This is a genomic window from Desulfatibacillum alkenivorans DSM 16219 (assembly GCF_900142135.1).
GTDB lineage: Bacteria > Desulfobacterota > Desulfobacteria > Desulfobacterales > Desulfatibacillaceae > Desulfatibacillum > Desulfatibacillum alkenivorans.
In genome coordinates this window covers 178,738-200,977 of sequence record NZ_FQZU01000002.1, presented here as the reverse complement: position 1 = coordinate 200,977, position 22,240 = coordinate 178,738, and the positions used below count along the sequence as shown (strand labels likewise).

Below are 22,240 nucleotides of genomic sequence, written 5' to 3'. Positions count from 1 at the left end.
AATGACCGGGCGTCATTAGAAGACGCCAAACAAAAAGGAATCAGGCCGGCATATATATGCTCAAGGCATCCAGGTAATGATGCCGGCTTCGGGCTGCCGGGCCTTCCAATCCAAAAAGGATTGGATGTCGCGCATTCCGTGTTGAATCACCGCCTGATAGATTTCTATGCCCATGACGTTTTGATCTGCGGGCATGGCGTTCTTGATGGATAGAACGGCAAGGCGCGATTCCGGCGTCAATGCCTTGGAAACCCGCTCGGCAACCTTTTCAAAATGCCCGGCGAAGACGGAGTCCACCAGAATATGGATCATATCGATCTTCCAGGCTTGTCCATCCGGGGCTTCGTATACGGCGTGCCATTCCAGGCACTTGTCTTCGGCGTCCAACAGGTTGATGTAGTTGACGGAGCGGACGCGGGGGTTTTCCGCAATTTTCGACACGGCTAAAAAACTGTCCGGCAGGCTGAAAGGGTTTGTATAGACATGGCAGTCTATATCCCTGTGGTTCATCATCAGGCCCATGGCGAAGGAGCCCACCATGTTCAGGGTCGCGCCCACGGACTTCCAGGATTCCATGAGACGAACATCTTGGATCACTTGCCGGGCTTGTTCGTCCAGCAGTTCGGCCTTTTTCAAAAGATCTTCCATTGGTTGCCCCTCTTTATTTCCGGACTTCCACCTGTAAGCGCCCGCCGGCAGGCCCGGTTCCGTGGGTTAAAACGCAAAGGCAGGTTTTTTGTCATATTTCCCTGATCAAGGCAAGGAAAAGGTCTGATCCGGGGGCGCGTTTTTTTCTTCGGTCGTAAAATTTATTCTTGACAACATGAGGCAGAACATCCAAGTATTATTCATCAAACAGTTTGCAGCGATCCTTGCTTTTTCAAGCCGAAGCCATGCCCATGGCGCCGCAGGCCTTGAAAACCGCGGGCGCTTTTCAAGAATCGGCCTGAATCCGGGGGGAAATTCAGGACGCCTCAGGCCATATGCAACCAGGCTAAACGCCAATTTGCTTTACTTTAGACTAACTACACGGATTTCCGGGGACACGATCCTTATCTCAAACGATAGCCATGGAGAGTTGAATCGTTTTGACAGAGATAAGGTCATGTCCCCGAAATCCGCCGCTTCCGAAATACATCGTAGTATGTACTTCTTGATGTAAAGCAGCTTGGCCTTAAAGCCCAATCACAGCAGACACGTCAGGACTAAATTATGAAAGCATGGATTTTCGCCGTTTTGCTAGCTGCGGCATCGGTCAGTGTGTATAGTTATCCGAACGCGTTAAACGACATGACTCCTGACGGCAAGGGCGCGCAGGCCGCGGAGGAAATTCTTGAGGTAGTGCAAAGGGCGGCTGCGTCCATGGAGATGGCGCCGAACATCCAGGAGTTTAATGCCTTTGTGTATGAAAAAGCCTCTAAATTCAGCATCGATGAGTTATATGAAAGCGGCTTTTTAGAGACTCTTCCGGACGGGTCCAGGGGACTGGTTTTTATCGGAAGTAACCAACCTGGCTCTTACGCCCTGACCACCGGCCGGTCAGGCGCCAAGCCTTGTCCCGGCGGTTTTACGGCGGAATTCGGCTTAAAGCGGCATGAGACCTGCGAATACGGCGGCCCCAGTTTTTCGGCCCATATGGACATCCGGGCCAACACCCTGAGAATGTCGGACCAAACCGGCCTGGCGCTTCACGAGGGTTTTTTAAAAGTGATCGATCCGAAAAACTTTCATGAACTGCAGGCCTTGCGCACCCGCAGGGACCGCCATATCAAAATGGAAGCCCTGATGGTGTTGAAGGAGTTTTACACAAAGTTTCCTCACGGTGCGCGGTTGATTCAGCTTTACACCTACCCGCTCCATTCCGAGATCGTCACCCGGGAATTTGAGGGACAGGAATACACGGTGCAAAATTTCCGGGTGTTTTTAAAGCTGGACGCCATCAAAAAAGATTATCCTTTTTTAAGCGGCTACCTGGAGGATTTCAGGGATCTGTTTCGCAGCGAGGTAATCGTCTCCAACAAACAGGGCGCGACCATCCTCAAGATGGCTTTTGACTCCCAGAAAGACATTTTCAGCCTGTCCATGCTGACCCGGCAGGGGAAGGTCATCCCCTTTGACGCCAAGGGAAATCCTCTGTTTGATCAGGAAGTGCGGGGCGTGGGCCTGAAGGAATTGGAATTCGACGTGGACATGACCTTGTTCGTGAATGTATTCGGCATCAAGTTCACTACGGAAAACATAGACTCTGCATGGCGCTATCATCGGGAGGGGACCAAGGGGGCCCTGGAAGTCAGGCTGACCAACATTGACCGGACCAGCCTTTTCGGCAAGGCCGAAGGCAAAGTCCCGGATTGGGTCCGCGATCTGGCCATCCCCAAAAAGGTGGACAACGTGCTGTTCGGCTTCACTCGCCTGCTGGTGAACGCCAATAACGGGGAAGGCTCACGCATGGTCATGGAATGGGACGACTCAGACCCGGAGAACGTGGCCTTTCATATGCGCGGAACCACGGAGTTGCTGGATAATTACTATGTGCGATTCGCCGCCGCAGCCATCAAGTATTGCTTCCAGACCGACGGAAACACGCAGTACGACATGCAGCGCTTGCTGACCCGCACCCTGAATGCTATAATTCTGGACATGCGAATGTACTCGGGGGACGGGGTGCGGCAGGAGGCATTGAGCAACGCGGGAAGCGTTTCCAAAGACGGTTAAAGGAGGCAGGATGCAAGGAGAAAACACGCACAGCGTGGCGGTCGGCTACATCTTATGGATTTTCGGATTTTTCGGCGCGCACCGTTTTTATTTCGGCAAGCCGGTTTCCGGCACTATTTATTTTTTCACCTTCGGCCTGTTTTTAATTGGCTGGATTGTGGACCTGTTACTCATCCCGGGCATGGACGCCAAAGCGGAAGTCAGATACGAATCCGGCCCCGTGGATTACACCATCGCCTGGATTCTGCTCACCTTTTTAGGATATTTGGGCATACACCGGTTTTATATGGGCAAATGGCTGACCGGCCTTTTGTGGCTGGTTACCGGCGGGCTGTTTGCCGTGGGATACCTTTACGATTACTGGACCTTGAACGGGCAGATCAGCGAAGTCAACTCTCAACGCGCTTAATCAAACTATCTGATTTAAAAACTATTTAGCACTTCATGAGGCGGCCTTTGCATTGCAGCACAGGCCGTCTTTTTTTATAAGCGCCCATATTCGCGTCCCGCACATTGACATCTACGGCTTGAACATGTACACTATAGCTGTACATATATGTAAAGGAGGCGAAAATGGCTATCCAGACAACCTACACGCATGCCAGAGCGCATTTGGCTTCGCTGCTGAATGAGGTTTCGGAAAACCGGGAAGTGGTGATCATCCAGCGCCGGGGGCATGAGGACGTGGCGTTGATATCGGCGGATGAGTTGGGAGGGATTCTTGAGACAGCTCACTTGCTCAGGTCTCCCAGGAATGCAGAGCGTCTGTTGACGGCATTGGAAAGAGCCAGGAGCGACCAGGGCTCCGCCCAGCCCGTGGAAGATCTTCGGAGCGAGGTCGGCCTTGAGTAAAAGGCGGGAAAAGCTCCCGGACGATTCCGGGGGGCGCCTGTCGGTCTTTCAGCCTGAGTTCAGGGAGGACCTTCGATTCTGGGTGGAAAAGGACCGAAAGACAGCGTTGCGGATTTTTCAACTCATAGAAGCGGTCATGCGCGGCCCATTCAAGGGGATCGGCAAGACGAAGCCTTTAAAATATCCCGGCCCCGGCGTATGGTCCCGCCGAATCACCCAGGAGCACCGATTGGTATACTTGGTGCGTGATGCGCGAATCGACTTTATTCAGGCGCGCTATCATTATTAGGATAGAGATTAGTAATCAGGCATTATCGTTCAAATCAGTTGAAAGACCCGCCTAAAAAAGACGACAGCAGCCATGATGCCATGCTTTCAAAAGGACGCTGGGTCCCCGCTTGCGGCCGATCCTGAAAAGCGGATCGCCCTTGCGGGGATGACGGACTGTTACGGCAAATGCAAACATAGAGGTCGGTTGAAATTTCAGCAGAGCATGACTGCACCTCTGAAAAATCTCAAATTTATCCAAGTCGCTCGTCATCCCCGTGAAGGGATGCGGCGGGATGATTGCGGTAGTTGTGCAATCATCATGACGCACTCCCGGAAACGGGGACCCAGCGTCTTTTTTTTGGGCGCTTGCCCAACAATGGCGCCTCTGGTTTTCTAATTGGCGCAACTATGCGTCAGCATGCGTCACGAACGCAGAGTGGCGATGAGGCGCAGGGGCTTGAGCAGCAGATCCAGGGCGCACAGGATGTTGGGCGCCACAATGTCCGCCGCCTGCACGGCGACTCCCGCGGCGCATTCAGCGCCCACAACGGCAATGCCCAAAGCGGCTTTTTCAAGCATCAGGCAATCGTTGCGCCCATTGCCCACGGCAATGGTTTTTTTCGCGCCCTGCTCCACCACGTATTGCTGCTTCGCCAGGTCCTGGGCTTCTTTGCCGAGGACGGAAACCGTAAAGCCGGTCCCTTCAAAGGCTGCTTTTACCGTACCGAAGGTATCGGCGGTTAAAATATGTATTTCCAGGCTTTGGGAAAGGGTTTTCAGCCTTTCCATAACTCCGTCTATCACCTTGCCGTCTATGGCCAGGGTTCCGTTATAGTCCAGCACGAGACTGCCGTAAGACGCGTCTCCGTAACCGGGGATGGAAATATTGATCACGCGTTTACCTCCACGCCTGCAATCCGGAGTTTGTCATCCACGGTTGTTACGGCCTGCATTTCAAGCATTCCGAAGGGTTCCGGGGGACTGAGGCGAATGGTCAATGATTTAGGATCATTGACGAACTTCTTCAACTCTTCCGTGATGGCTTTGACGGCGGGGCTTTCGTCTCCCGTCATCTGGGCATCCAGGGCTTCAATCATTTCCGCTTTGACCTCGGCAATGGTCATGCCCTGCTCTTTGGCGGCCTGCTCCATGGCCAGGACGAGCAATCTCGGGTCTTTATAGGTTAGTGAAGCGCCGACAACCTTGGCTTCCGAAAGAACCTTCAAGGCCGTCATGTAAGCCTGAAGCCGGGAGACCTTCTCTTCGGGAAGGTTCAGGTTGCAAAAATGAAAATCCATCTCCAGGGTTCCCATCTGGTCTTCGGTGATGCGCAGGGTGTTTATGTCCAGGGTCTTTTTATCTTTGGCGTAATCATAGGCGCATTCCAGGTTCCAGGACAGGGCCTCGGGATCCAGGCCGGCGGCCTGGGCCCTGGCGATGTATTCGGCGCCGCCAGCTTCCGACTTCATTCCGATAAGTTCAAAATGCTGCTTGCCGGGGTCGGAAACGCCCCACCTGAAAGAGTGGATGATGGCCTTGTCAATGGATATGGGTTCGGGAGACTTTGCCGTGATGAACTTCAGGCCTCGAAAATGGGCGGCGCCGGTAAAAAGGTTGACGGAAGCCTTGTCGCACTGGACGTCGGCCGGAATGCCGGCTTTCTCCAGGCCTTTGGTCAACTCTTTTTCCGCGCGTTGGTTGAGATGCCACTGCCCCCCTGCAATGGCGCAGCCCAGCAGTACGGCCAAGACAACAATACTCGCCGCAACCTTTTTCATGAGGAATTTTCCTTGTAATATTAAGCAGTAAAAAGAAAACAGCTTCCCTCCGAATTTCGGAGCATAAACCAGGGGCGGGTTTTTGTCAAACCCCAACGAGGAGACAGGTTTTTTCCGTAAAAAGCTGCTTTTGAGCTTAGAGCCTAAACCGCCCGGCAAGCTCCTTCAACTCCTGCCCTAAATTATGCAGTTGGACGGTGGCGCTTTCCAATTGCTTGGCGCCTTCCGAGTTTTGCTTGCTGGCTTCGGTAATGCTGTCCAGAGCGTCGGAAAGCTGCGCAATGCCGACCAGTTGCTGCTGGCTGGACGCAGCAATCTGGGTTGCGGAGTTGGAGGCCTGCAGCACGCTGGATTCCAGAGCCCGGATGGACTCCCCGGAACGGGATGCCAGGGCTTCCCCCGTGTCCACGGCCTTGGAGCCTCTTTCGGTGGCGAGCACCGAGGCGCTGGTGGCTGTCTGGATGTCGTTCAGGATGGTCCTCACCTGGCTGGTGGCTTGCTTGGAAAGGTCGGCCAGAGACTTGACCTCCTGGGCCACCACGCCGAAGCCCTTGCCGAACTCGCCGGCCTTGGCGGCTTCTATGGAGGCGTTGACCGAAAGCAGATTGGATTCGTTGGCCAGATCCGCCACCGTATCGATGATTTCGCCGATGCTGTGGGTGTGCTCGCTCAATTTTACGATGCTTTCGGCGATGTACTCCATTTCCTCCTTGATGCGCTGCATGCCTTCCACGGCTTCATCCGTGGCTTTTCTTCCGGCCTCGGAAATCTGGGCGGTGGCTTCGGCCTCCCGGGCCACGGCTTCGGCTTTTTCGTTGGCCACGGTGGTGGTCTGCTTGACTTCCTCCGCCGTGGTGCTCAACTCCAGCACGGTGGTGGAGGTCTCCATGGAACTGGTGGACAACTGGGATGAGGTTGCGGAAATCTGGCTGGACGAGGTTGCCAAGGCGTCCGCGCTTTCTTTAATGCGGGAAACGATGACGTGAATTTTCTCGATAAATACGTTGAAGCTCCTTGCCAGATCCCCGATTTCGTCCTTGGACTCGACGTTCAGGCGCACTGTCAGGTCGCCGTCGCCTTCGGCGATGTCCCGGAGGTTGTCCACCACTTCCTGCACATGGGAGAATATGCTTCTGGAGGCGAAAAAACTGACCGGAAACATCACGCCCGTACACACCAGAAAGATGACAATCAGCACCCAGGTGACCTGCCACGTGTTGGACCTGGCCAGATCCATGGGAGTGAGGGAAACCAGGGCGCCGATGCACTGGGATTGAGCGTACAAAGGCAAAGAAGCCTGAAAATAATTTTTCCCGCCGATTTTGACCTCACTATGGATGGGATCCTGCGCCATGAGGCTCCAGTTATCGTACACCTTCTTAAACGGGGTGAAGTCGCATTGCTGCTGGGCGGGCAAAGTCCCCCGGCTCAGGCCCCCGGGCAGGAACAGGTTGACATTGGCGTCGCTGATCTTGGCGGAGCGCTCCACAAATTGCTGCTCAAAATACTTCACCGCAGTAAGAAACCCGAATTGCCTGGGCTCAAAATCCTCCAATTCGTCGCTATAAACCGCCCCCATAACGGGGACCAGCGCAAACTGCCCTATCCGATCCCCTTTTGTATAAAAGTCCTCTATTGCGAAGGCGGGGGCGTTTCCTTCCCAATCCCTGCTTATATCCGGATCGATGGCGTCCACTTCGGTCCATTCCACATTGGCCATGTTAACGCCTTTTTTCACCTCAACCATTTCCTGATTTTCCGCGTTGTGGGTAAAGGCAATCGTGACGTTATCCCCATTGGTTTGCAGGCCGAGAATGAACTTGCCTTCCAGATTGTACAGACGCACTTCCTGCACCCCGGATGAAGAAGCCACCTCGAAAATGGATTCGGCCATGGTCAGATACTCGGACCGGAACATGCTCCTGTATTGCGACCCGAACAAGGAAAAGTCGGCGCTGTTTTTTTCATCCGTATTCTCCTGGATGAACTGCACCTTGATTCCCAAATCCTGAGCCGTGGCCATTTGGCGGGCTGCAGCGGCCAGCTTTTCCTGCCTTTCCGTAATGTCCTGCCTGATGATTTTAAATGATTTGTCCAGGCTGTCATTGGATGCGGCGCGCTGCTGCTTGTACACGATAAGAGAAACCAGGATGGTGCACACCACCATGACAATGAGTAATACCGAAGGGACTCCCAGCATCAATTTGGTCTTTAATTTCATTACAGGAACCACTCCTCTAACATTGGATGATTAACGGACGGGACGGCCTGCCGGCGGACGCGAGGCGCAATGTTACGATTCGTTTTCCGCAGAAAAATTTTTAGGATGGATAAATGGAAGAAGAACTCCCCCTCACATTGTAACGGTAGACTGAATTATACATGATTTAAAACGTTAGGCAATAGCATGTTTGAAATCCGTTTGGATTCCGGCAGTTAGTTTCATTCTTAAGTGTAAAATCCTGGGGAAAACTTGAGATTTTTGTCTGTTTTTATAAAATCATCGCCTTGGCGTCCTGCGGGGAAGGCATTTGGAGGACGCTGGCCGCCGGAATGCGGCAGGATAAAGGATGCACCGGGGCGCCGCCGGGCGGGGCCATAGAAGTCCTTGGGAATGGATCAGGCCACGGGGCCTGTAAGGGCTTGAACGAAAAGAAGGTATTCCGGTGCAGAAAAAAGGGGCTGGCTGGCCCCCGGACCTTTGGGAAAAAGGTCCGGGGATAATAAGCCTTAGGGCTTTACGATCTTGCCGGATTTAATGCAGTTGGTGCAAACCGTGATTTTTTTAACCTGCCCATTTTCCTGCAAGCTGCGGACTTTCTGCAGGTTGGGGTTAAAACGGCGTTTGTTCACGTTATGGGCATGGCTGACGTTGTTGCCGACCATGGGTTTTTTTCCGCATATTTCACACATTCTGGACATGATTCATTCTCCTGGCTGTTCTATGTCGTCTTTGGGGCCCCCAAAGACGAGCCCCTGCAAAAGAACAATCTGGTATACCAAACAGCCGGTCTTGTAAAGTCTTTTTTTTATTTTTGCCCCTGAAAAAGAAAAGGCGGAGGCCTTAAGCAGGGCTGCTCCGCGCTTTTCAAAACCTATTCAGATTCGGGCGGGCCGGACTCCACCTCGGGGATGACAACCCCTTTTTTGGCGGCCTTGGCCCGTTCCTTGTCCAATTTCTTTTTATACTTCTCAGCCTCTTCGCGGCGTTCTTCCTGGGCTTCGGCCTTCAATTCCCTGGCCTCGGCCTCTTCCTTGGCAATGAACGCGTCGCACAAGGCCGCATATTCCAAGGCCTGGCGATGCACCCCTACGTCCGGGTAAGCGGCGAGAATGTCTCTAAAGCGCACCCGGGCTGCGTGAAACTCTTTCGCCTTAAAATAATAAGCGCCCACAAACAGGTCGTGGCGGGCCAGGGTTTCCTGGCAAACCTTGATGTGTTCCAGAGCCATGGCCGCTTCCGCGGAGGCGGGATATTCCCGGGTCAGCCGCAGAAAATTCTCCAAAGCCGATTCCGTGGCGGTCTGGTCCCTGTCCGGCAGGGCTTTTTGTTCGAAATAGCACATGCCGATTTGAAAAATCACGTAAGGAATGGCTTCGTTCCTGGGATGCAGGCTTTCAAAATACTCATAGGCGTAGATGGCGTCTTCGTAATTTTTCCTTTTAAAATAGGAGTCCGCCAGTTTCAGCTCGGCCAGAATGGCGTACTTGCTGAAAGGGTACCAGTCCTTGAGCTTTTCAAAAGACTCGATGGCCTGGGTGTAATCGCCTTTTTCATAATACCGGATCCCGTCCGCAGCCAGTTCCTCGGCGGGTTTTTCCTTGGAATCCTTGAACCAGGAGCATCCCGGCGCCACGAGCGCCAGGATGAGAAGGACTAATAGCGTCTTTTTCAAGATTTTACCTGCTCTACGTAATGTTCCGCGCTGACGGCGGCGATTGCGGCGTCGCCTACTGCCGTGGCGACCTGCCGTAAAGGAGTGTTGCGCACGTCGCCCACTGCGAACACGCCGGGGACCGAGGTTTGCATCCTGGCGTCGGTGACGATAAAGCCGCCGTCATCCACTTCCACGGCGCCGCCGAGGAAGTCCGTGTTGGGCAGGATGCCCACCCAGATGAAGCAGCCTTCCACGGCCAGCTCCCTGGTTTCGCCGGTTTTTACGTTTTCCACCAATACCTTGTCCAGGCCGAACAGCCCGTCCACCTTGGTGACGATGGAATCCCAGAGGATTTCCACCTTGTCGTTGGCCAAAACCCGGTCTTGAAGAATCTTTGTGGCCCTAAGCTGATCCCTCCGGTGAATCAGGTAAACCTTGTCCACAAACTTGGTCAAGTACAGGCTTTCCTGCACTGCGGTGTCCCCTCCGCCCACGGCGGCCACGGCCTTGTTCCTGTAAAAAGGAGCGTCGCAGGTGGCGCAGGTGGAAATGCCTTTGCCGATGAACTGCTTTTCTCCGGGCACGCCCAATTTTTTCGGGGAGGCGCCGGTGGCCAGGATCACAGTGGTTGCGGTGAGGGCCGCCCCGTCGGACAGGTTGACCTTTTTCACGTCCCCGGTAAAATCCACGGAAGTGACTTCGCGGCTTTCAATGGGAACCCCGAAATTTTCGGCCTGGGTCTTCATGGCTTCCACGAGTTCCCAGCCGGAGAGTCCTTTGGGAAATCCGGGGTAGTTTTCGATAAAATCCGTCACCAGGATCTGACCGCCGACGGCGGCCTTTTCCAGGAGAAGCACTTTCATGCCCGCCCGGGCTGCATAAATGCCTGCGGTAAGCCCGCCCGGACCGCCGCCAATAATCAGGCAGTCGTAATGGGAGTCGCTCATTGATTTATCTTCCGGCTTTTGAGGTGACAAAAATTTACAGGGCCTTGTTCAGCGCTTCCTCAATCTTGGCGCGAGGCACGTTGCCCGTAATCTGCTCCACCACTTCTCCGCCCTTGAAAACGATCAGGGTGGGGATAGCGCGAATTCCGTATTTGCTGGGAGTGACGGGATTGTCGTCCACATTGCACTTGGCGAATGCGACTTTGTCGCCCATCTGGGCAGCCAGTTCCTCAACAACAGGAGCGATAGCGCGGCAGGGGCCGCACCAGGGAGCCCAGAAATCCACGAGTACGGGTTTGTCCGACTGCATAACGTCGCTGTCAAAGCTGGAATCGTTTACTTCCAAAATGCCTTCAGCCATGATGTATTCCTTTCCTTTTTATAAAGGCCTCTGGCCTTTTATGGTTGCGCATTCTCCGGCCTGTGTGCATATTTGAGCAAGGCGCGGGAACGCGAAGGACTTGTACTGTCATGATAGTATCGCTTCTCGATAATGTCAACCTGCCAGGGTCAGGGAAACAGCCGTTAATTCCCGCAAAAAGGGCGTTGCCAAAGCCCTTTATAAAGCGTACCATGGCCCTGGCTGTTTTTTAGGCCTGTTGGAAAAATTGCAGACTTGTTTTAAGGAGGCGGCATGAGCCATCATCATAACGACGACCACGCCCATGATCACGGACACGATCACGGACACGATCACGGGCACTGCCATGATCACGGACATGACCATGAGCATACCCATGCCCACAGCCATCCCCACAGTCACGGGGACGGACAGGATCACGGGCACGCCCACGAGGGCCAGGCGCCCAAAGAGCACGAACACGAGCACAAGCACTCCCACGCCCATGATCACGACCACGGCGCAGGGGATCACGGCCACACCCATGAAACGGTATCCACCATGACCATGGGGGAAAAGCTGGCCAAGCTGCTGGACCATTGGGTCGCCCACAACCGGGACCACGCCCAAACCTACGAAACCTGGGCGGCCAGGGCGGACGGGGAAGGCATGGGCGACGTGGCGGTTTTGCTGCGTAAAGCAGGCGACATGAACCTGGAAATCAACAAGGTGTTTCAGGAAGCGGCCTCCAAGCTGAAATAAGGTCTATTGATTTCCAAGGGGGGCGCGATACTTATCTCAAGCGTCAAAACCAATGCATTGCTGCTTCTTCCAAGAGATAAGCGCATGCCCCCGGAAATCTGCACTGAAATAGAAACGTCTTAGAATCCCGGAAAACAGGAATCCCAAAAGCCGGCCGCCGGCTTTTGGGAGCCTTGTTTCAGGATATTGTCGTATCAGGAGAGGGCTTCGGCCCTCGCATCGTATGGAATGCAACTTGCATAAATATCGCGTGGATCCTCGGGAGATTCACTTCATCCGCTTTATCATGGAAGCCTGCGATCACGTGGCCGTGGTTTCCACCCTCGACGTAAAATCCGGGCTGATTTCCCTCTCCGTGCCGCCGGACAGGGAGGAGGAAGCGGAGGAGATTATGAATTCCCTGGGCAGATCCATCTTCTTGGATAAGCTGGAAGACAGAGAGCAGGCGCCTTGAAACCAAAGAAATTATACATAAAGACAATGGGATGCCAAATGAACGTCTACGACTCGGAGGCCATGGCCCGGGTTTTGGCGCCCATGGGATACGAACTGACAGCCCATAAAAAAAACGCGGATTGCCTGCTGTTAAACACCTGCGCCATTCGCGCCAAGGCGGAACAGAAAGTGTTCAGCTACCTGGGGCGGCTTACGGGCCTGAAGGGGAACAACCCGGACCTGCTCATCGGCGTGGGCGGCTGTGTGGCCCAGCAGGAGGCTAAAAAAATTTTCGACCGGGCGCCCCATGTGGATTTTGTATTCGGCCCCCATGCCATCAACCGGCTGCCCGAAATCGTCGCCCAGGCCGAGCAGGGAAAGCGGCACGCTGCGGCCACGGAGTTTCTGGATTCCTTTGAGGAAATCACGCAGCCTCTTCTGGACAAAGCCGATCAGGAGCAAAGCGGCGTTTCCGCCTTTGTAACCATCATGTCCGGCTGCGACAACTATTGCACCTATTGCGTGGTGCCCCACGTCCGGGGCAGGGAAATGAGCCGGGCCAGCCAGGCCATCCTGGCCGAGGTGGAAAGCCTGGCCGCCAAGGGCGTCAAGGAAATCACCCTTTTGGGCCAGAACGTCAATTCCTACGGAAACAAGGAAGGCTTCGGCTCTTTTGCCGAACTGCTGGGTTTGGTCCATGAGGTGGAAGGCGTGGAGCGGATTCGCTTCACCACCTCCCACCCCAAGGATTTGTCGCAGGAGTTAATACAGGCCTTTGCGGAGCTCCCCAAGCTGTGCAAGCACATCCACCTGCCGGTCCAATCCGGATCCAACCGCATTTTAAAAAAAATGAACCGCGGCTACACCCGGGAGGACTATTTGGGCAAGGTGTGCGCTTTGAGGGAAGCCTGCCCGGAAATCCGCCTGACCACGGACATCATTGCGGGATTTCCATCGGAAACCGAAGAGGATTTCCAGGACACCATGGATCTCATCCGCCAGGCGGATTACGACTCCCTGTTTGCATTCATGTATTCGGACCGCCCCCTGGCGCCCGCCGTCAAATTTCCCGGCAAACTGAGCGAAGAGGTGAAAGGCCGCCGCCTGGCCCAGGTTTTGGAGGTTTCGGAGGAAATAGCCCGGGCCAAGCACGCCGCCATGATAGGCTCCAAACAGCAGGTTTTGGTGGAAGGAAGAAGCGTTCAGAACCCGGAGCAATGGCGAGGCAGGACCGGCGGCCACGTTACGGTCAATTTTCTCGCCCCGGCCTGCGGCGGTCTTGTGGGAAAACAGGTGGACGTTTTAATAGAAAACGGGTATTCTAATTCCTTGTCAGGAAAGTTATGGACAGAGGACGGAGACTGCCCAAAGCCCCCAACGGAGGAAAGCCATGCTGCATGAAATGGAGGTAGCTGGACTTGCCCTGGACCCTTCCAACAACACGCCTATTCTGGTGTTGAAGTCCCTGGACGGCGAGCAAACCCTACCCATTTGGATCGGGCTGCTGGAGGCGGCTTCCATTGCCATGGCCCTGCAAAACGTGGAGTTCAGCAGGCCCATGACGCACGACCTGTTCAAGAATTTCGTAGACACCCTGGCTATCAGCGTGGACAAGGTGGAGGTGTGCGACCTGCAGGAAAGCACCTTTTTCGCCAGGATTTTCTTTAAAGGGGAGGAAGGCGAGTTTTCCCTGGACGCCAGGCCCAGCGACGCCATAGCCATCGCCCTTCGGACCAAATCGCCCATATTTGCGGAAGACGAGGTCATCGCCAAGTCATCGACTTCGGGCCCGGGCATTGCGGAAGACGAAAGCGAAGAGGGTAAAAAGTGGGCCGAATACCTGGAAAAACTCAACCCCGAGGATTTCGGGAAATATAAAATGTGATCGCCCATGATTGATCTGCACACCCATACGGTTTTTTCGGACGGCGTCCTCATTCCCGCGGAACTGGCGCGGCGCGCCCAGGTGGCGGGCCTGACGGCCATGGCCATGACGGACCACGGGGATCATTCCAACCTGGATTTTATCATCCCCAGACTGGTTACGGTGGCCAAGGAGTTAAACGCGGTCATGCCTTTCACCGTGATTCCCGGCATTGAACTGACCCACGTGCCGCCGCCCATCATCGCTGACGCGGCCGCCAAAGCCAGGGACCTGGGGGCGCAAATAGTGGTGGTTCACGGAGAAACCATTGTGGAGCCCGTGTGCCCCGGAACCAACCAGGCGGCCATCAAGGCCTGCGTGGACGTGCTGGCCCACCCCGGCCAGATCACCGAAGCTGAGGCGGCCCTGGCTGCAGATAAAGGGGTGCTCCTGGAAATCACCGGACGCAAGGGCCATAGCCTGACCAACGGGCATGTGGCGCGCATGGCCAAAAAGGCCGGCGCCCGCCTTGTGGTGAACTCCGACTCCCACGCGCCAGGCGACCTCATGAGTCCTGAATGGGCCGAAAAGGTGGTTTTGGGCGCCGGCTTGACAAGCGAGGATTTTCAGGCCATGCAAAAGGAGGCCCAAGCTTTTCTGCCCAATCAAGGGCTGGCCAAAAACGCCTCGTTGCGAATGCTCGTTGTGGATGACGACGCCATGAGCCGCATGGTGTTATGCCGCTCCTTGGGCGCCTACGGGGAATGCCTGACCGCCGCTAACGGCCGCGAAGCCATCGACGCCTTTCGCCGGGCTCTGGCGGAAAACAGGCCCTTTGATATGATTACCCTGGATGTGATGATGCCGGACGTGGACGGGAGGTCCGCTCTGACCCAGATTCGCTTCCTGGAAGAAGATAGGGATATCGAGCCCGAAAAAAGAACCAAGATTATTATGACCACCACCCTTTCGGAACGAAAAGATATTGAGGGGGCGTTCAGGGATCAGTGCGACGCATATGTCACCAAACCCGTCAGAGTGGACGAGCTTTTGGAACGGGTGAGGCAGTTCGGGCTCATCGACTGATTGCAAACGCCGGGGAGGACATTTGAGGCCGTTTTTTTTATTCAAAACTTTAAGCGCACTGGCTTGCTGTTTATTCTGCCTTGCGGGTCCGGGACATGCCGTGGAAGTGAGCATCGCCCAAGCGGAAGCAAAGTCAGGCGAAACAATCTCCGTGCCGGTTATGATTGACGCGGTGGACAACCTGGCCGGAGTGAAGCTGGTGGTCCTGTACGACGCCAGCGTGCTGGAATTCAAGAACGCCGTCAAAGGCCCCAAAGCCGGCAGCCTGATGCATGTGGTCAACAGCAAGACTCCGGGCCGGGTGGTGGTTGTCATGGCCGGCGCCCGGGGCATCAAAGGCGAGAACTTTCCCATAGTCACCCTGGACTTTCTGGCCAAGCCCTGCGGCCAGGAATCCTGTGTCTCCAACCTGAAAATTACAGAGGCTCAGCTCATGAGCGACAAGCTCAAGGATCTGCAATTTTCACTTAAATCTCAAGATGTTGTAATTGTTCCAGCTAAGGAGGCCACAGCCTCGCCGGCCCCGTCGGAAAAAATACCGAACGCCTCCTGAAATATTTTGACAAGCCGAGAAAAAGCGTGTTACCCATAGCCGTTTTGACCAACGCCTAACTTTTGGCTGATGCGGTTCATGACCTTTGTCATGTTATCCAGGAGGATGAGTATGCCCTACCCCTACGAGAAGTTGACCAAACTCCCCACGCGCGAAAAACTCACACTGCTCATGAGAAACGAAAAACTGTTTCACATCATTTTCGCCGAACAATTCGGCAAAAAAACCCTGGATTTGTTGTTCGGCGTGGCCACCAAACTGCGCAAGATCGCAAAATCCCGGGAAGGGCAGGACTTTCTGGGCAACCTGCTGGCGCATAAGTCGGCCATGCTGTATTTCACCCAGCCTTCCACAAGAACCTATTTGTCCTTTGTGCGGGCGTGCCAGTTTTTGGGCATGAACTACGCCGAAGTCCGGGATCCCAGCATTTCGTCCTCGTTCAAAGGGGAGAGCGATATTGACGGCGTGCGCACCTTTTCCAATTATTTCGACCTGATCATCATGCGCCACGCCGAAGGAGGATTCGCCGAACGAGTCGCCTATCTCATGAACGAGACGGGCAGGCCTATTCCGGTCATCAGCGCGGGCGCAGGCCCTGACGAGCATCCCACCCAGGCGCTTTTGGATCTGTATACGTTAAACCGCTCCTTTGGGGAAAGGGCCGGCGGCATCAACGGCATTCACATCGCCTTCATGGGCGACGTGGCCAGGGGCCGCACGGTGCGCTCCCTGGCCAAACTCCTCACCCGGTACGAAAACATTACCATGTCCTTTGTGTCTCCCCCGGAATTGAAGATCAAAGAAGATCTGAGAAAATGGCTGGACCGCAGAGGCGCCACCTTCCAGGAAATCGAGGACGTGAACACCATTATCAAGGATATTGACGCCATTTACGTCACACGCATTCAGGATGAGTACAAAGACGAAAGCATTGTGGAAGATGAGGTTAATTACGAACCTTATTGCCTGACCATGGAGCAGGTGAACCTGATGAAGCCCACGGCAATCGTCATGCACCCCCTGCCCCGGCGCGACGAACTGGACGTGAGGATCGACCAGGACCCCAGGGCCGCTTACTGGAAGCAGGAGCGCAACGGCATGTGGATTCGCGCCGCCCTGGTGGCCTACGTTTTTAATGCAGACAGCATGATCAATCATTATTATACGGAAAATTACAGCCACTAAAAATGCCGAGGCCGCGCCCCGGGGCGCTTGCTATGAGGAATGATAAAGCCGATGGGCGTTTTGTGCGCCCATCGGCGTTTTTTTACAATTTTTTCGGGGCGCTTCATACCAAGTTGCAATCATTCCAGTGATTTGCTCATTCTTTTAAATCACACCCTGTATTATTTCACAATGACACTGGGTCCCCGTTTCCGGGACGGCGGCGGGGATGACGGAGGGCGGCGGTCGTAGCAGCCGCCTTGCATTGTTGGGTTTCGCGGCGGCGATGCAATTTTTTAGACAGGTTTTAGCAAAACGCATTTTTTCCGATTCAATATTCTGTTTCAACGCTCTACCCAACCTACGTTTTATCCATAAAAATAGTAGGTTGGGTAGGGCTTGCAGAATTTTTTCAAAGAAGAATGTCCATCCCCCGCCGGAATAGTGGTTGACGCCTGAAACGTACGCGCGAAACCCAACAAATGGATTTGCGACCCCAAAACTTATTGTCTCCCGGAAAAATCGTCATCCCGGCAAGGGCGATCCGCTTTTCAGGATCGTCCGCAAGCCGGGACCCAGCGTCATTTTGGATTTAGCTTTGCGTATTATTACCTGTTTGAACGCAGTTTGGTATCAGACTTGTTTTTGTTGGGCTTCGCGGGGCGCTGCCCAAGCTGCGGCGTTACATGGTGAGGCCTAAATTGGGTTAAAAAGTCCGGCCTTCAAAATAAAAGCCGGCGATCATGCATACGGACTTCGACCCCAACAAAATGCCGCCTGAATCGCTTCATTCAAACCCGCCTCAAGAAGTCTCAAACGTCAAACGTAGATTTGACCCCATGTCCATTCGACCTAAAGCCGGCGGAGTACGCCCAGGGTTCCGGTCATGGGACATTCTTCAAAAAGCTTGGACGCCTTGGCCAGGTTGTAAATCTCGTAGGGCGCCTGGCCGCCCTTGGCCGGATCGTCAAAAATGTCGTGAATGGCAAGGTAGCCGCCGGGCATCACATGCCCCGCCCAGGAGACATAATCGGTATAGGCCGCTTCAAAGGTGTGGCCGCCGTCAATGAACACCAGGGCCAAAGGCGTGGCCCACTGCCTGGATGCGATGCGCGACCTGGTCACCATGGCGATGACCGTGTCTTCCAGGCCGGCGGTTTCCAGGGTTTTCCGGAAAAAGGGAAAGGTGTCCATCCGGCCTTCGCCGTCCACCAGATCCGAATCGTGGTATTCCTCGCCGGGCTGCTGCTCTTCGTTGCCCCGGTGATGGTCGATGGAAAAAAGCACTGCGCCGGCTTCTTTGCAGGCGGTTCCCAAAAACAGGGTGGACTTGCCGCAATAGCTGCCGATTTCCAAGCAGGGGCCTTTGGCGCCGGCTTCCAGGGCGATGTCGTAAAGCCTTTGGGCTTCGTCCAGGGCTAAGAAGCCCTTAACGGGCAGATTGTACAGGGTTTTGATATCCATATGCTTCTTTCTGCCTCTTTTTACAAGGCGCAGATGTTTTATTTCACATTGCAGTCAATCAATCAGCTTCTGAAGATTTCGAGGGGGCACGATACCTATCTCCGTAGTCATACTCAGTGAATTTTTGCGCTTTTACAGAGATACATTCATGTCCCCGAAATCACAAGCGCACTAGAGGCATTGACCCGCCTATTCTCCATTAAAAATGTCGACCACAGCCCGGCTTATCTGATCGGATGCCCGGCGGCGACCATCATAATGATTCCCTCTTCCTCCGGGTCCAATTGCAGGAGGGCGTCGGCCTCTTCGTCGTATATGGCGCCGATGGCGCAGGTTCCCAAGCCCAGGCCGGCGGCGCTCAGGGCCAGGTTTTGGCCCATGTGCCCGGCGTCCAGATAAATGTATCTGTAGGCCCGCTGTTTGTATTTCCATTTGCTGCGCTCCCAGACCGCGGTGAACAAAAAGGTCGCGGCGGCGGACATGCACATTTTCTGGTCCAGGGCGGCCCGGGTGGCATGGGGGCGAAAATCCCCCTCTTCCATCAATTCCAAGGAGTGATCCAGGGGAAAGTAATGGTACAGGCCGGGGGGCGCGTCCTTGACGTTATGAACAACCAGATAGGTTTCAATGGGATACAGAGCGCCGGCTGAGGGAGCGGTGCGAAAGGGGTAGTTTCCCTCTATGCGCTGAACGCCCGCCGCAGCCCAGGTTATATAGGAAATATCCTGAAACGAGACGGCCTTGCCGGAGAATCGCCTGACGCTTCGACGGGTTCTGATGCAAAGGTCCAGGGGGGCGATGAGCCGGGGTTTGGGCTTGTCCAGGACGATTTTTTTCGCGCCTTCGTATTCTTTATACGGTTTGGGCCGCGTGGAAAGATCCAGGCGCCCGCCCGGCAGTTTGTCGCGCTGGTATTTGGTTTCCTTTTGAAACCTGTCCCCTATTCCATCCATATTCCCTCCCTGTTTTTTTTCGGATGCCCTTTAGTGCATCGTCCGGGGTTCCTGGGACGGCTGGATTTCCCCGTACATTTCTTCGTAGTTTTTCAGGTTTTCCAGCAGTGCCGAAATCATGCGTTTAAGGTGTCCCGGACTGGTGACCACCCGGGATGTGACCGCCCCGGCCGGAGGCGCAATCATCAAAAAATCCAGAATGAATTCCTCGCGGGTGTGGGAAACCGTCATATTATTAGCGTAATTGCCTCCATGCAAAGATTCCGGAAAATGCACGCGGATTTCCTTGGGTTCGTCTTTCATGGTCTTCTCCTGATAAGGGTTTGGCGCAGGTGGAGAGAATTCAACCGTCACTGGAATCGCCCGGGCGAAATCACCACAACGGGGGGCCTTCATCCAAGACAGTAGTGTAAAACACAGGGCCGACCTTGGCGGTGGCGGACACGTCCTCGGGGTCCAGATACTTGATGACCTCTTCCTTGCCTTCAAAGACGCCGGGAATGGAGGCGTACTTGTCCGTGTAAAAGCAGTACTGAATTTTGAAATAATTGCGGTAGAAAACAAACAGCGCCCTGTCGTGATTGTCTTTCCGGCAGTCGTAGATATGGTAGTCGCCCACTTTTTCCATGGACCGTTTTTTCCATTCCGTGGCCTGGGAGGCCAGTTGCACGCTATCCACTTCGGCGTTCAACACAAGGGAGTCATGGACGAAAAATATTCCTTCGTGGGTGACCCCGTACAACGGTTTTTCTTCGGGGATGGGATGCGTCGGGATTTTTTCAGCCCGGGAGGCGCAAGCCGCCAGGAGCAGGGAGCAGACAAACAATATTGCGAATTTTTTCATGATTCCTCTTGTAAGTTGGGTTTCCCCGGGACCGGGTCAGTCCTTTTTTTGCCTGACTTGGCCTGTATTGTCAAGAAGACCTCATGGAGCGGGCCGGCCTTCCTGTCTTTTCGTTCAGGAATTTTGCTCCAAAAACGACTGTATTAAAGTAAAATACTCCCGGCCCGCCCTGTACATGATGTCATTGTGATCGGCGCCCGGGACCATGAAAAAATGCTTCACCGCGGCCGGGCAAGCCTCATGGAGGTTCTTCCCGTGCGACAGCGGGATGATGTGGTCGTGCTCGGCATGGATGACCAGAGCGGGCTTTTTGCATACGGCCATTTTCGCCAGATTGGCCACGGGATCGTCCTCTCTGGTGAGCCCCATATCCATGGTGTTAACGCCGATGGTGCGCAAAAGAGGAACCACCTGGGCGAACCCGGACTCTATAATCACCCCGTTGATTTCGGGCTGACGGGAGGCCGCAATCTCCAGGGCGGAAGCGCTGCCCAGGGACCGGCCCATGATCCACAGGCTTTTGGTCCTTCCCTCGCGTTGGAGCCAACTCCATACATGGTCGAAAACCGTCTGGGCGTCCGCAAGCATGGACGATACGCTGGGCGAGCCTTGGCTTTTTCCATAGCCCCGATAATCCACCACTAAAAAACTTATACCCAGGGATGTGTAAATCGGGCCTATGTCTTCATAGTCTGCGGCTATCTCCCCGTTGCCGTGAAAAAACAGGATGTTGTGACTGTCCTTATCCGCAAGATATATGCGGGCGCCCAGTTGCACTCCGTCGTTGGCCGGGATGGTCATATCCTGTCCGGACGGGGGCGCCGGAGACGGGTATTGAGGGCGCGGATGAAACAAAAACTGCGAGACCAGGGGGCTGTCGAGCTTTTCCAGGAGTTCTTGGGGGTCCATGCTTGCCTCCGAGTTTGAGTTATTCCTCATCGTCCCGGTATCGTTCCCGGATGGATTTGATGACGTCCACGCAGGAGAAAAAAATGTCCACCAACTCCGGATCGAACTGGGTTCCCCGCCCTTCCTGCAGGACCTTAAAGGTTTCCTCGTCGGTCCAGGCTTCCTTATAGACCCTTTTTGAGCACAGCGCGTCAAACACGTCCGCCAGGGCCACGATGCGCCCCAGAATTGGGATTTCCTCGCCTTTTTTCCCCCGGGCCATGCCGTTGGGCCCTGCGTATCCTTCCAGGGGTTCTCCCGTCAGATAATCCACGTGCCCCGGGTAGCCCTTGCCGTCCCACCGTTCATGGTGGTTGAGGGCCACGATCCGTGCGGCGTCGTCAAAATCCGACTGGGACTCGGCGAAAAGCCGGGCGCCCAGAACTGCGTGCTGCTTCATGATCTCGAACTCTTCGGGGGTAAAGCGGCCGGGCTTTTTCAGAATCAGGTCCGATATGGCCACCTTTCCCACGTCGTGAAGCATGGCCGCCATGCGGATGCTGTCCCGGGTGGATTCGATTTCCTCGGTGGATATGTTTCGCCTGGCCGCCCAGCGCTCGTAAAGCTCCAGGGAGTAGCCGCCCACCCGGTTAACGTGGGCGCCGGTTTCCTTGGGGTCGCGCATTTCGGCCATTTTGATCATGCGCAGTAAAATGGCGCGTGTCATCTGGGCCCGCACCAGGGCCACGGAGGCGATGCCCGCAAAATGGGACATCATCTGCTCGTCTTCCTGGGTGAAGGAAATGACCTCGCCGCTTTCGCCCTGGGCGTTGATGATCTGAAGCACGCCCATGACCTCATCCTTCATGTTTTTCATGGGGATGGCCAAAACCGAGCGGGTGCGGTATCCCGAGGTTTCGTCGAATTTCTTGTTGAAGCCGTACGGCTTGGACGGATCTATGGCGTGGGCGTCCTCCAGGTTCAGAGGACGGCCGGTTGCAGCGGCGTATCCCGCCACGCTTTTCTGGTCGATGGGAATGGAAAAGGTGGAGTAGATGAGCTTTTCGCCTTTGGGAAGCCTTTTTCTGAGGGTGTCGTTTTGGGTGTATGTAAAGTCAAGAGCCCCGTTCTTGGCGATATAGATGGAGCCGGCGTCGGCGTTGACGAACTTTCTTGCACGGGCGAGAATCCGCTCCATGAGAATGTCCAGGTCGTGCACCTCATTCAGGTCCGCGCCCAGGGTGGCCAGCGCCTGAATTTTTTCGTTTTCCCTCATCATGGCGAAACTCCTTCTCCAATCATGAAACCAAACCAGGTTACTCGCAAGGAATGAACAGGGGTCTGCGCTTTATCCGGGCGCCCAGGCCAAAGGATATTTTTTCACGTCTAGAATCTATTGTCTTTACCACTTACGTCAAGCCAAGAAAATTTTCAACCCCTGGGGCCA

Annotated in this window: 25 protein-coding genes; 11 read left to right on the top strand and 14 right to left on the bottom strand. The window is 54.7% G+C overall.

Going from position 1 to position 22,240, the window contains the following annotated elements:
* Window positions 1-60: 60 nt before the first annotated feature.
* Window positions 61-648 carry a hypothetical protein gene (locus BUE18_RS02895; protein ID WP_073472659.1) on the bottom strand — a complete coding sequence of 196 codons (588 nt, stop codon included), beginning with the start codon at window positions 646-648 and terminating at the stop codon, window positions 61-63.
* A 564-nt stretch (window positions 649-1,212) separates the two neighbouring features.
* On the opposite strand from BUE18_RS02895, the gene BUE18_RS02890 reads away from it, so the two are divergent.
* The 4 genes from BUE18_RS02890 (at window position 1,213) to BUE18_RS02875 (ending at window position 3,856) form a co-directional block, all read left to right on the top strand.
* On the top strand, window positions 1,213-2,715 hold the full coding sequence (locus BUE18_RS02890) for a hypothetical protein (RefSeq protein ID WP_073472657.1): 1,503 nt from the start codon (window positions 1,213-1,215) through the stop codon (window positions 2,713-2,715).
* Between the two features lie 10 nt (window positions 2,716-2,725).
* The gene (locus BUE18_RS02885) at window positions 2,726-3,124 is read left to right on the top strand and encodes an NINE protein (protein ID WP_073472655.1); all 399 of its coding nucleotides are present in this window, start codon (window positions 2,726-2,728) and stop codon (window positions 3,122-3,124) included.
* Window positions 3,125-3,288: 164 nt separating this feature from the next.
* Window positions 3,289-3,567 (top strand): type II toxin-antitoxin system Phd/YefM family antitoxin, encoded by a 279-nt coding sequence (locus tag BUE18_RS02880; RefSeq protein WP_073472653.1) that lies wholly within the window; start codon window positions 3,289-3,291, stop codon window positions 3,565-3,567.
* Window positions 3,560-3,856: a Txe/YoeB family addiction module toxin gene (locus tag BUE18_RS02875; protein ID WP_073472652.1), complete on the top strand. Its 297-nt coding sequence runs from the start codon at window positions 3,560-3,562 to the stop codon at window positions 3,854-3,856. Before BUE18_RS02880 ends, BUE18_RS02875 begins: the two co-directional genes overlap by 8 nt.
* Before the next feature lie 404 nt (window positions 3,857-4,260).
* On the opposite strand, the gene BUE18_RS02870 is transcribed toward BUE18_RS02875, so the two are convergent.
* From BUE18_RS02870 to trxA, 7 genes are all read right to left on the bottom strand, one after another.
* Entirely contained in the window at window positions 4,261-4,731 is a 471-nt protein-coding gene (locus tag BUE18_RS02870; protein ID WP_073472650.1) for an HAD family hydrolase, read from the bottom strand.
* The gene (locus BUE18_RS02865; protein WP_139264589.1) at window positions 4,728-5,615 is read right to left on the bottom strand and encodes a hypothetical protein; all 888 of its coding nucleotides are present in this window, start codon (window positions 5,613-5,615) and stop codon (window positions 4,728-4,730) included. Before BUE18_RS02865 ends, BUE18_RS02870 begins: the two co-directional genes overlap by 4 nt.
* A 136-nt stretch (window positions 5,616-5,751) precedes the next feature.
* Window positions 5,752-7,836 (bottom strand): methyl-accepting chemotaxis protein, encoded by a 2,085-nt coding sequence (locus tag BUE18_RS02860; RefSeq protein ID WP_073472646.1) that lies wholly within the window; start codon window positions 7,834-7,836, stop codon window positions 5,752-5,754.
* A gap of 509 nt (window positions 7,837-8,345) precedes the next feature.
* On the bottom strand, window positions 8,346-8,537 hold the full coding sequence (rpmB, locus tag BUE18_RS02855; protein ID WP_015947170.1) for a 50S ribosomal protein L28: 192 nt from the start codon (window positions 8,535-8,537) through the stop codon (window positions 8,346-8,348).
* A gap of 173 nt (window positions 8,538-8,710) precedes the next feature.
* Window positions 8,711-9,511, bottom strand: coding sequence for an outer membrane protein assembly factor BamD (gene bamD, locus BUE18_RS02850; RefSeq protein WP_073472644.1), 801 nt, complete (start codon window positions 9,509-9,511; stop codon window positions 8,711-8,713).
* Window positions 9,508-10,440: a thioredoxin-disulfide reductase gene (trxB, locus tag BUE18_RS02845; protein ID WP_073472642.1), complete on the bottom strand. Its 933-nt coding sequence runs from the start codon at window positions 10,438-10,440 to the stop codon at window positions 9,508-9,510. The genes bamD and trxB overlap by 4 nt, the downstream gene beginning before the upstream one ends.
* Window positions 10,441-10,474: 34 nt before the next feature.
* Entirely contained in the window at window positions 10,475-10,801 is a 327-nt protein-coding gene (gene trxA / locus BUE18_RS02840; protein ID WP_073472640.1) for a thioredoxin, read from the bottom strand.
* Window positions 10,802-11,074: 273 nt separating this feature from the next.
* Here trxA and BUE18_RS27815 point away from each other — a divergent pair, with 273 nt between their 5' ends.
* The 7 genes from BUE18_RS27815 (at window position 11,075) to pyrB (ending at window position 16,665) form a co-directional block, all read left to right on the top strand.
* Window positions 11,075-11,542: a DUF8180 domain-containing protein gene (locus tag BUE18_RS27815; RefSeq protein ID WP_170868243.1), complete on the top strand. Its 468-nt coding sequence runs from the start codon at window positions 11,075-11,077 to the stop codon at window positions 11,540-11,542.
* A gap of 235 nt (window positions 11,543-11,777) precedes the next feature.
* Window positions 11,778-11,996, top strand: coding sequence for a DUF4911 domain-containing protein (locus BUE18_RS02825; RefSeq protein ID WP_244549269.1), 219 nt, complete (start codon window positions 11,778-11,780; stop codon window positions 11,994-11,996).
* Window positions 11,993-13,378 (top strand): tRNA (N6-isopentenyl adenosine(37)-C2)-methylthiotransferase MiaB, encoded by a 1,386-nt coding sequence (miaB, locus tag BUE18_RS02820; protein ID WP_073472632.1) that lies wholly within the window; start codon window positions 11,993-11,995, stop codon window positions 13,376-13,378. Before BUE18_RS02825 ends, miaB begins: the two co-directional genes overlap by 4 nt.
* A complete protein-coding gene (locus tag BUE18_RS02815; protein WP_073472630.1) occupies window positions 13,368-13,862 on the top strand; it encodes a bifunctional nuclease family protein in 495 nt (164 codons plus the stop codon). The genes miaB and BUE18_RS02815 overlap by 11 nt, the downstream gene beginning before the upstream one ends.
* A gap of 6 nt (window positions 13,863-13,868) precedes the next feature.
* A complete protein-coding gene (locus BUE18_RS02810; RefSeq protein WP_073472629.1) occupies window positions 13,869-14,927 on the top strand; it encodes a histidinol phosphate phosphatase domain-containing protein in 1,059 nt (352 codons plus the stop codon).
* 100 nt (window positions 14,928-15,027) lie between these two features.
* Entirely contained in the window at window positions 15,028-15,480 is a 453-nt protein-coding gene (locus BUE18_RS02805) for a cohesin domain-containing protein (protein ID WP_170868242.1), read from the top strand.
* A 111-nt stretch (window positions 15,481-15,591) separates the two neighbouring features.
* The gene (pyrB, locus tag BUE18_RS02800) at window positions 15,592-16,665 is read left to right on the top strand and encodes an aspartate carbamoyltransferase (RefSeq protein WP_083610725.1); all 1,074 of its coding nucleotides are present in this window, start codon (window positions 15,592-15,594) and stop codon (window positions 16,663-16,665) included.
* An 831-nt stretch (window positions 16,666-17,496) separates the two neighbouring features.
* Here the strand turns inward: pyrB and BUE18_RS02795 are convergent.
* The 6 genes from BUE18_RS02795 to BUE18_RS02770 all read right to left on the bottom strand — a co-directional run bounded on the left by BUE18_RS02795 (window position 17,497) and on the right by BUE18_RS02770 (window position 22,072).
* On the bottom strand, window positions 17,497-18,108 hold the full coding sequence (locus BUE18_RS02795; RefSeq protein ID WP_073472625.1) for a class I SAM-dependent methyltransferase: 612 nt from the start codon (window positions 18,106-18,108) through the stop codon (window positions 17,497-17,499).
* Between the two features lie 224 nt (window positions 18,109-18,332).
* Window positions 18,333-19,061, bottom strand: coding sequence for a SagB/ThcOx family dehydrogenase (locus BUE18_RS02790; protein ID WP_073472623.1), 729 nt, complete (start codon window positions 19,059-19,061; stop codon window positions 18,333-18,335).
* 30 nt (window positions 19,062-19,091) lie between these two features.
* On the bottom strand, window positions 19,092-19,364 hold the full coding sequence (locus BUE18_RS02785; protein WP_015947859.1) for a DUF3467 domain-containing protein: 273 nt from the start codon (window positions 19,362-19,364) through the stop codon (window positions 19,092-19,094).
* 70 nt (window positions 19,365-19,434) lie between these two features.
* A complete protein-coding gene (locus BUE18_RS02780) occupies window positions 19,435-19,905 on the bottom strand; it encodes a hypothetical protein (RefSeq protein WP_073472621.1) in 471 nt (156 codons plus the stop codon).
* Window positions 19,906-20,019: 114 nt separating this feature from the next.
* Complete coding sequence (locus tag BUE18_RS02775) at window positions 20,020-20,814, bottom strand: alpha/beta hydrolase (protein WP_073472620.1); 795 nt, start codon at window positions 20,812-20,814, stop codon at window positions 20,020-20,022.
* A gap of 19 nt (window positions 20,815-20,833) precedes the next feature.
* Window positions 20,834-22,072 (bottom strand): HD domain-containing phosphohydrolase, encoded by a 1,239-nt coding sequence (locus BUE18_RS02770; protein WP_073472618.1) that lies wholly within the window; start codon window positions 22,070-22,072, stop codon window positions 20,834-20,836.
* Between the last annotated feature and the right edge of the window lie 168 nt (window positions 22,073-22,240).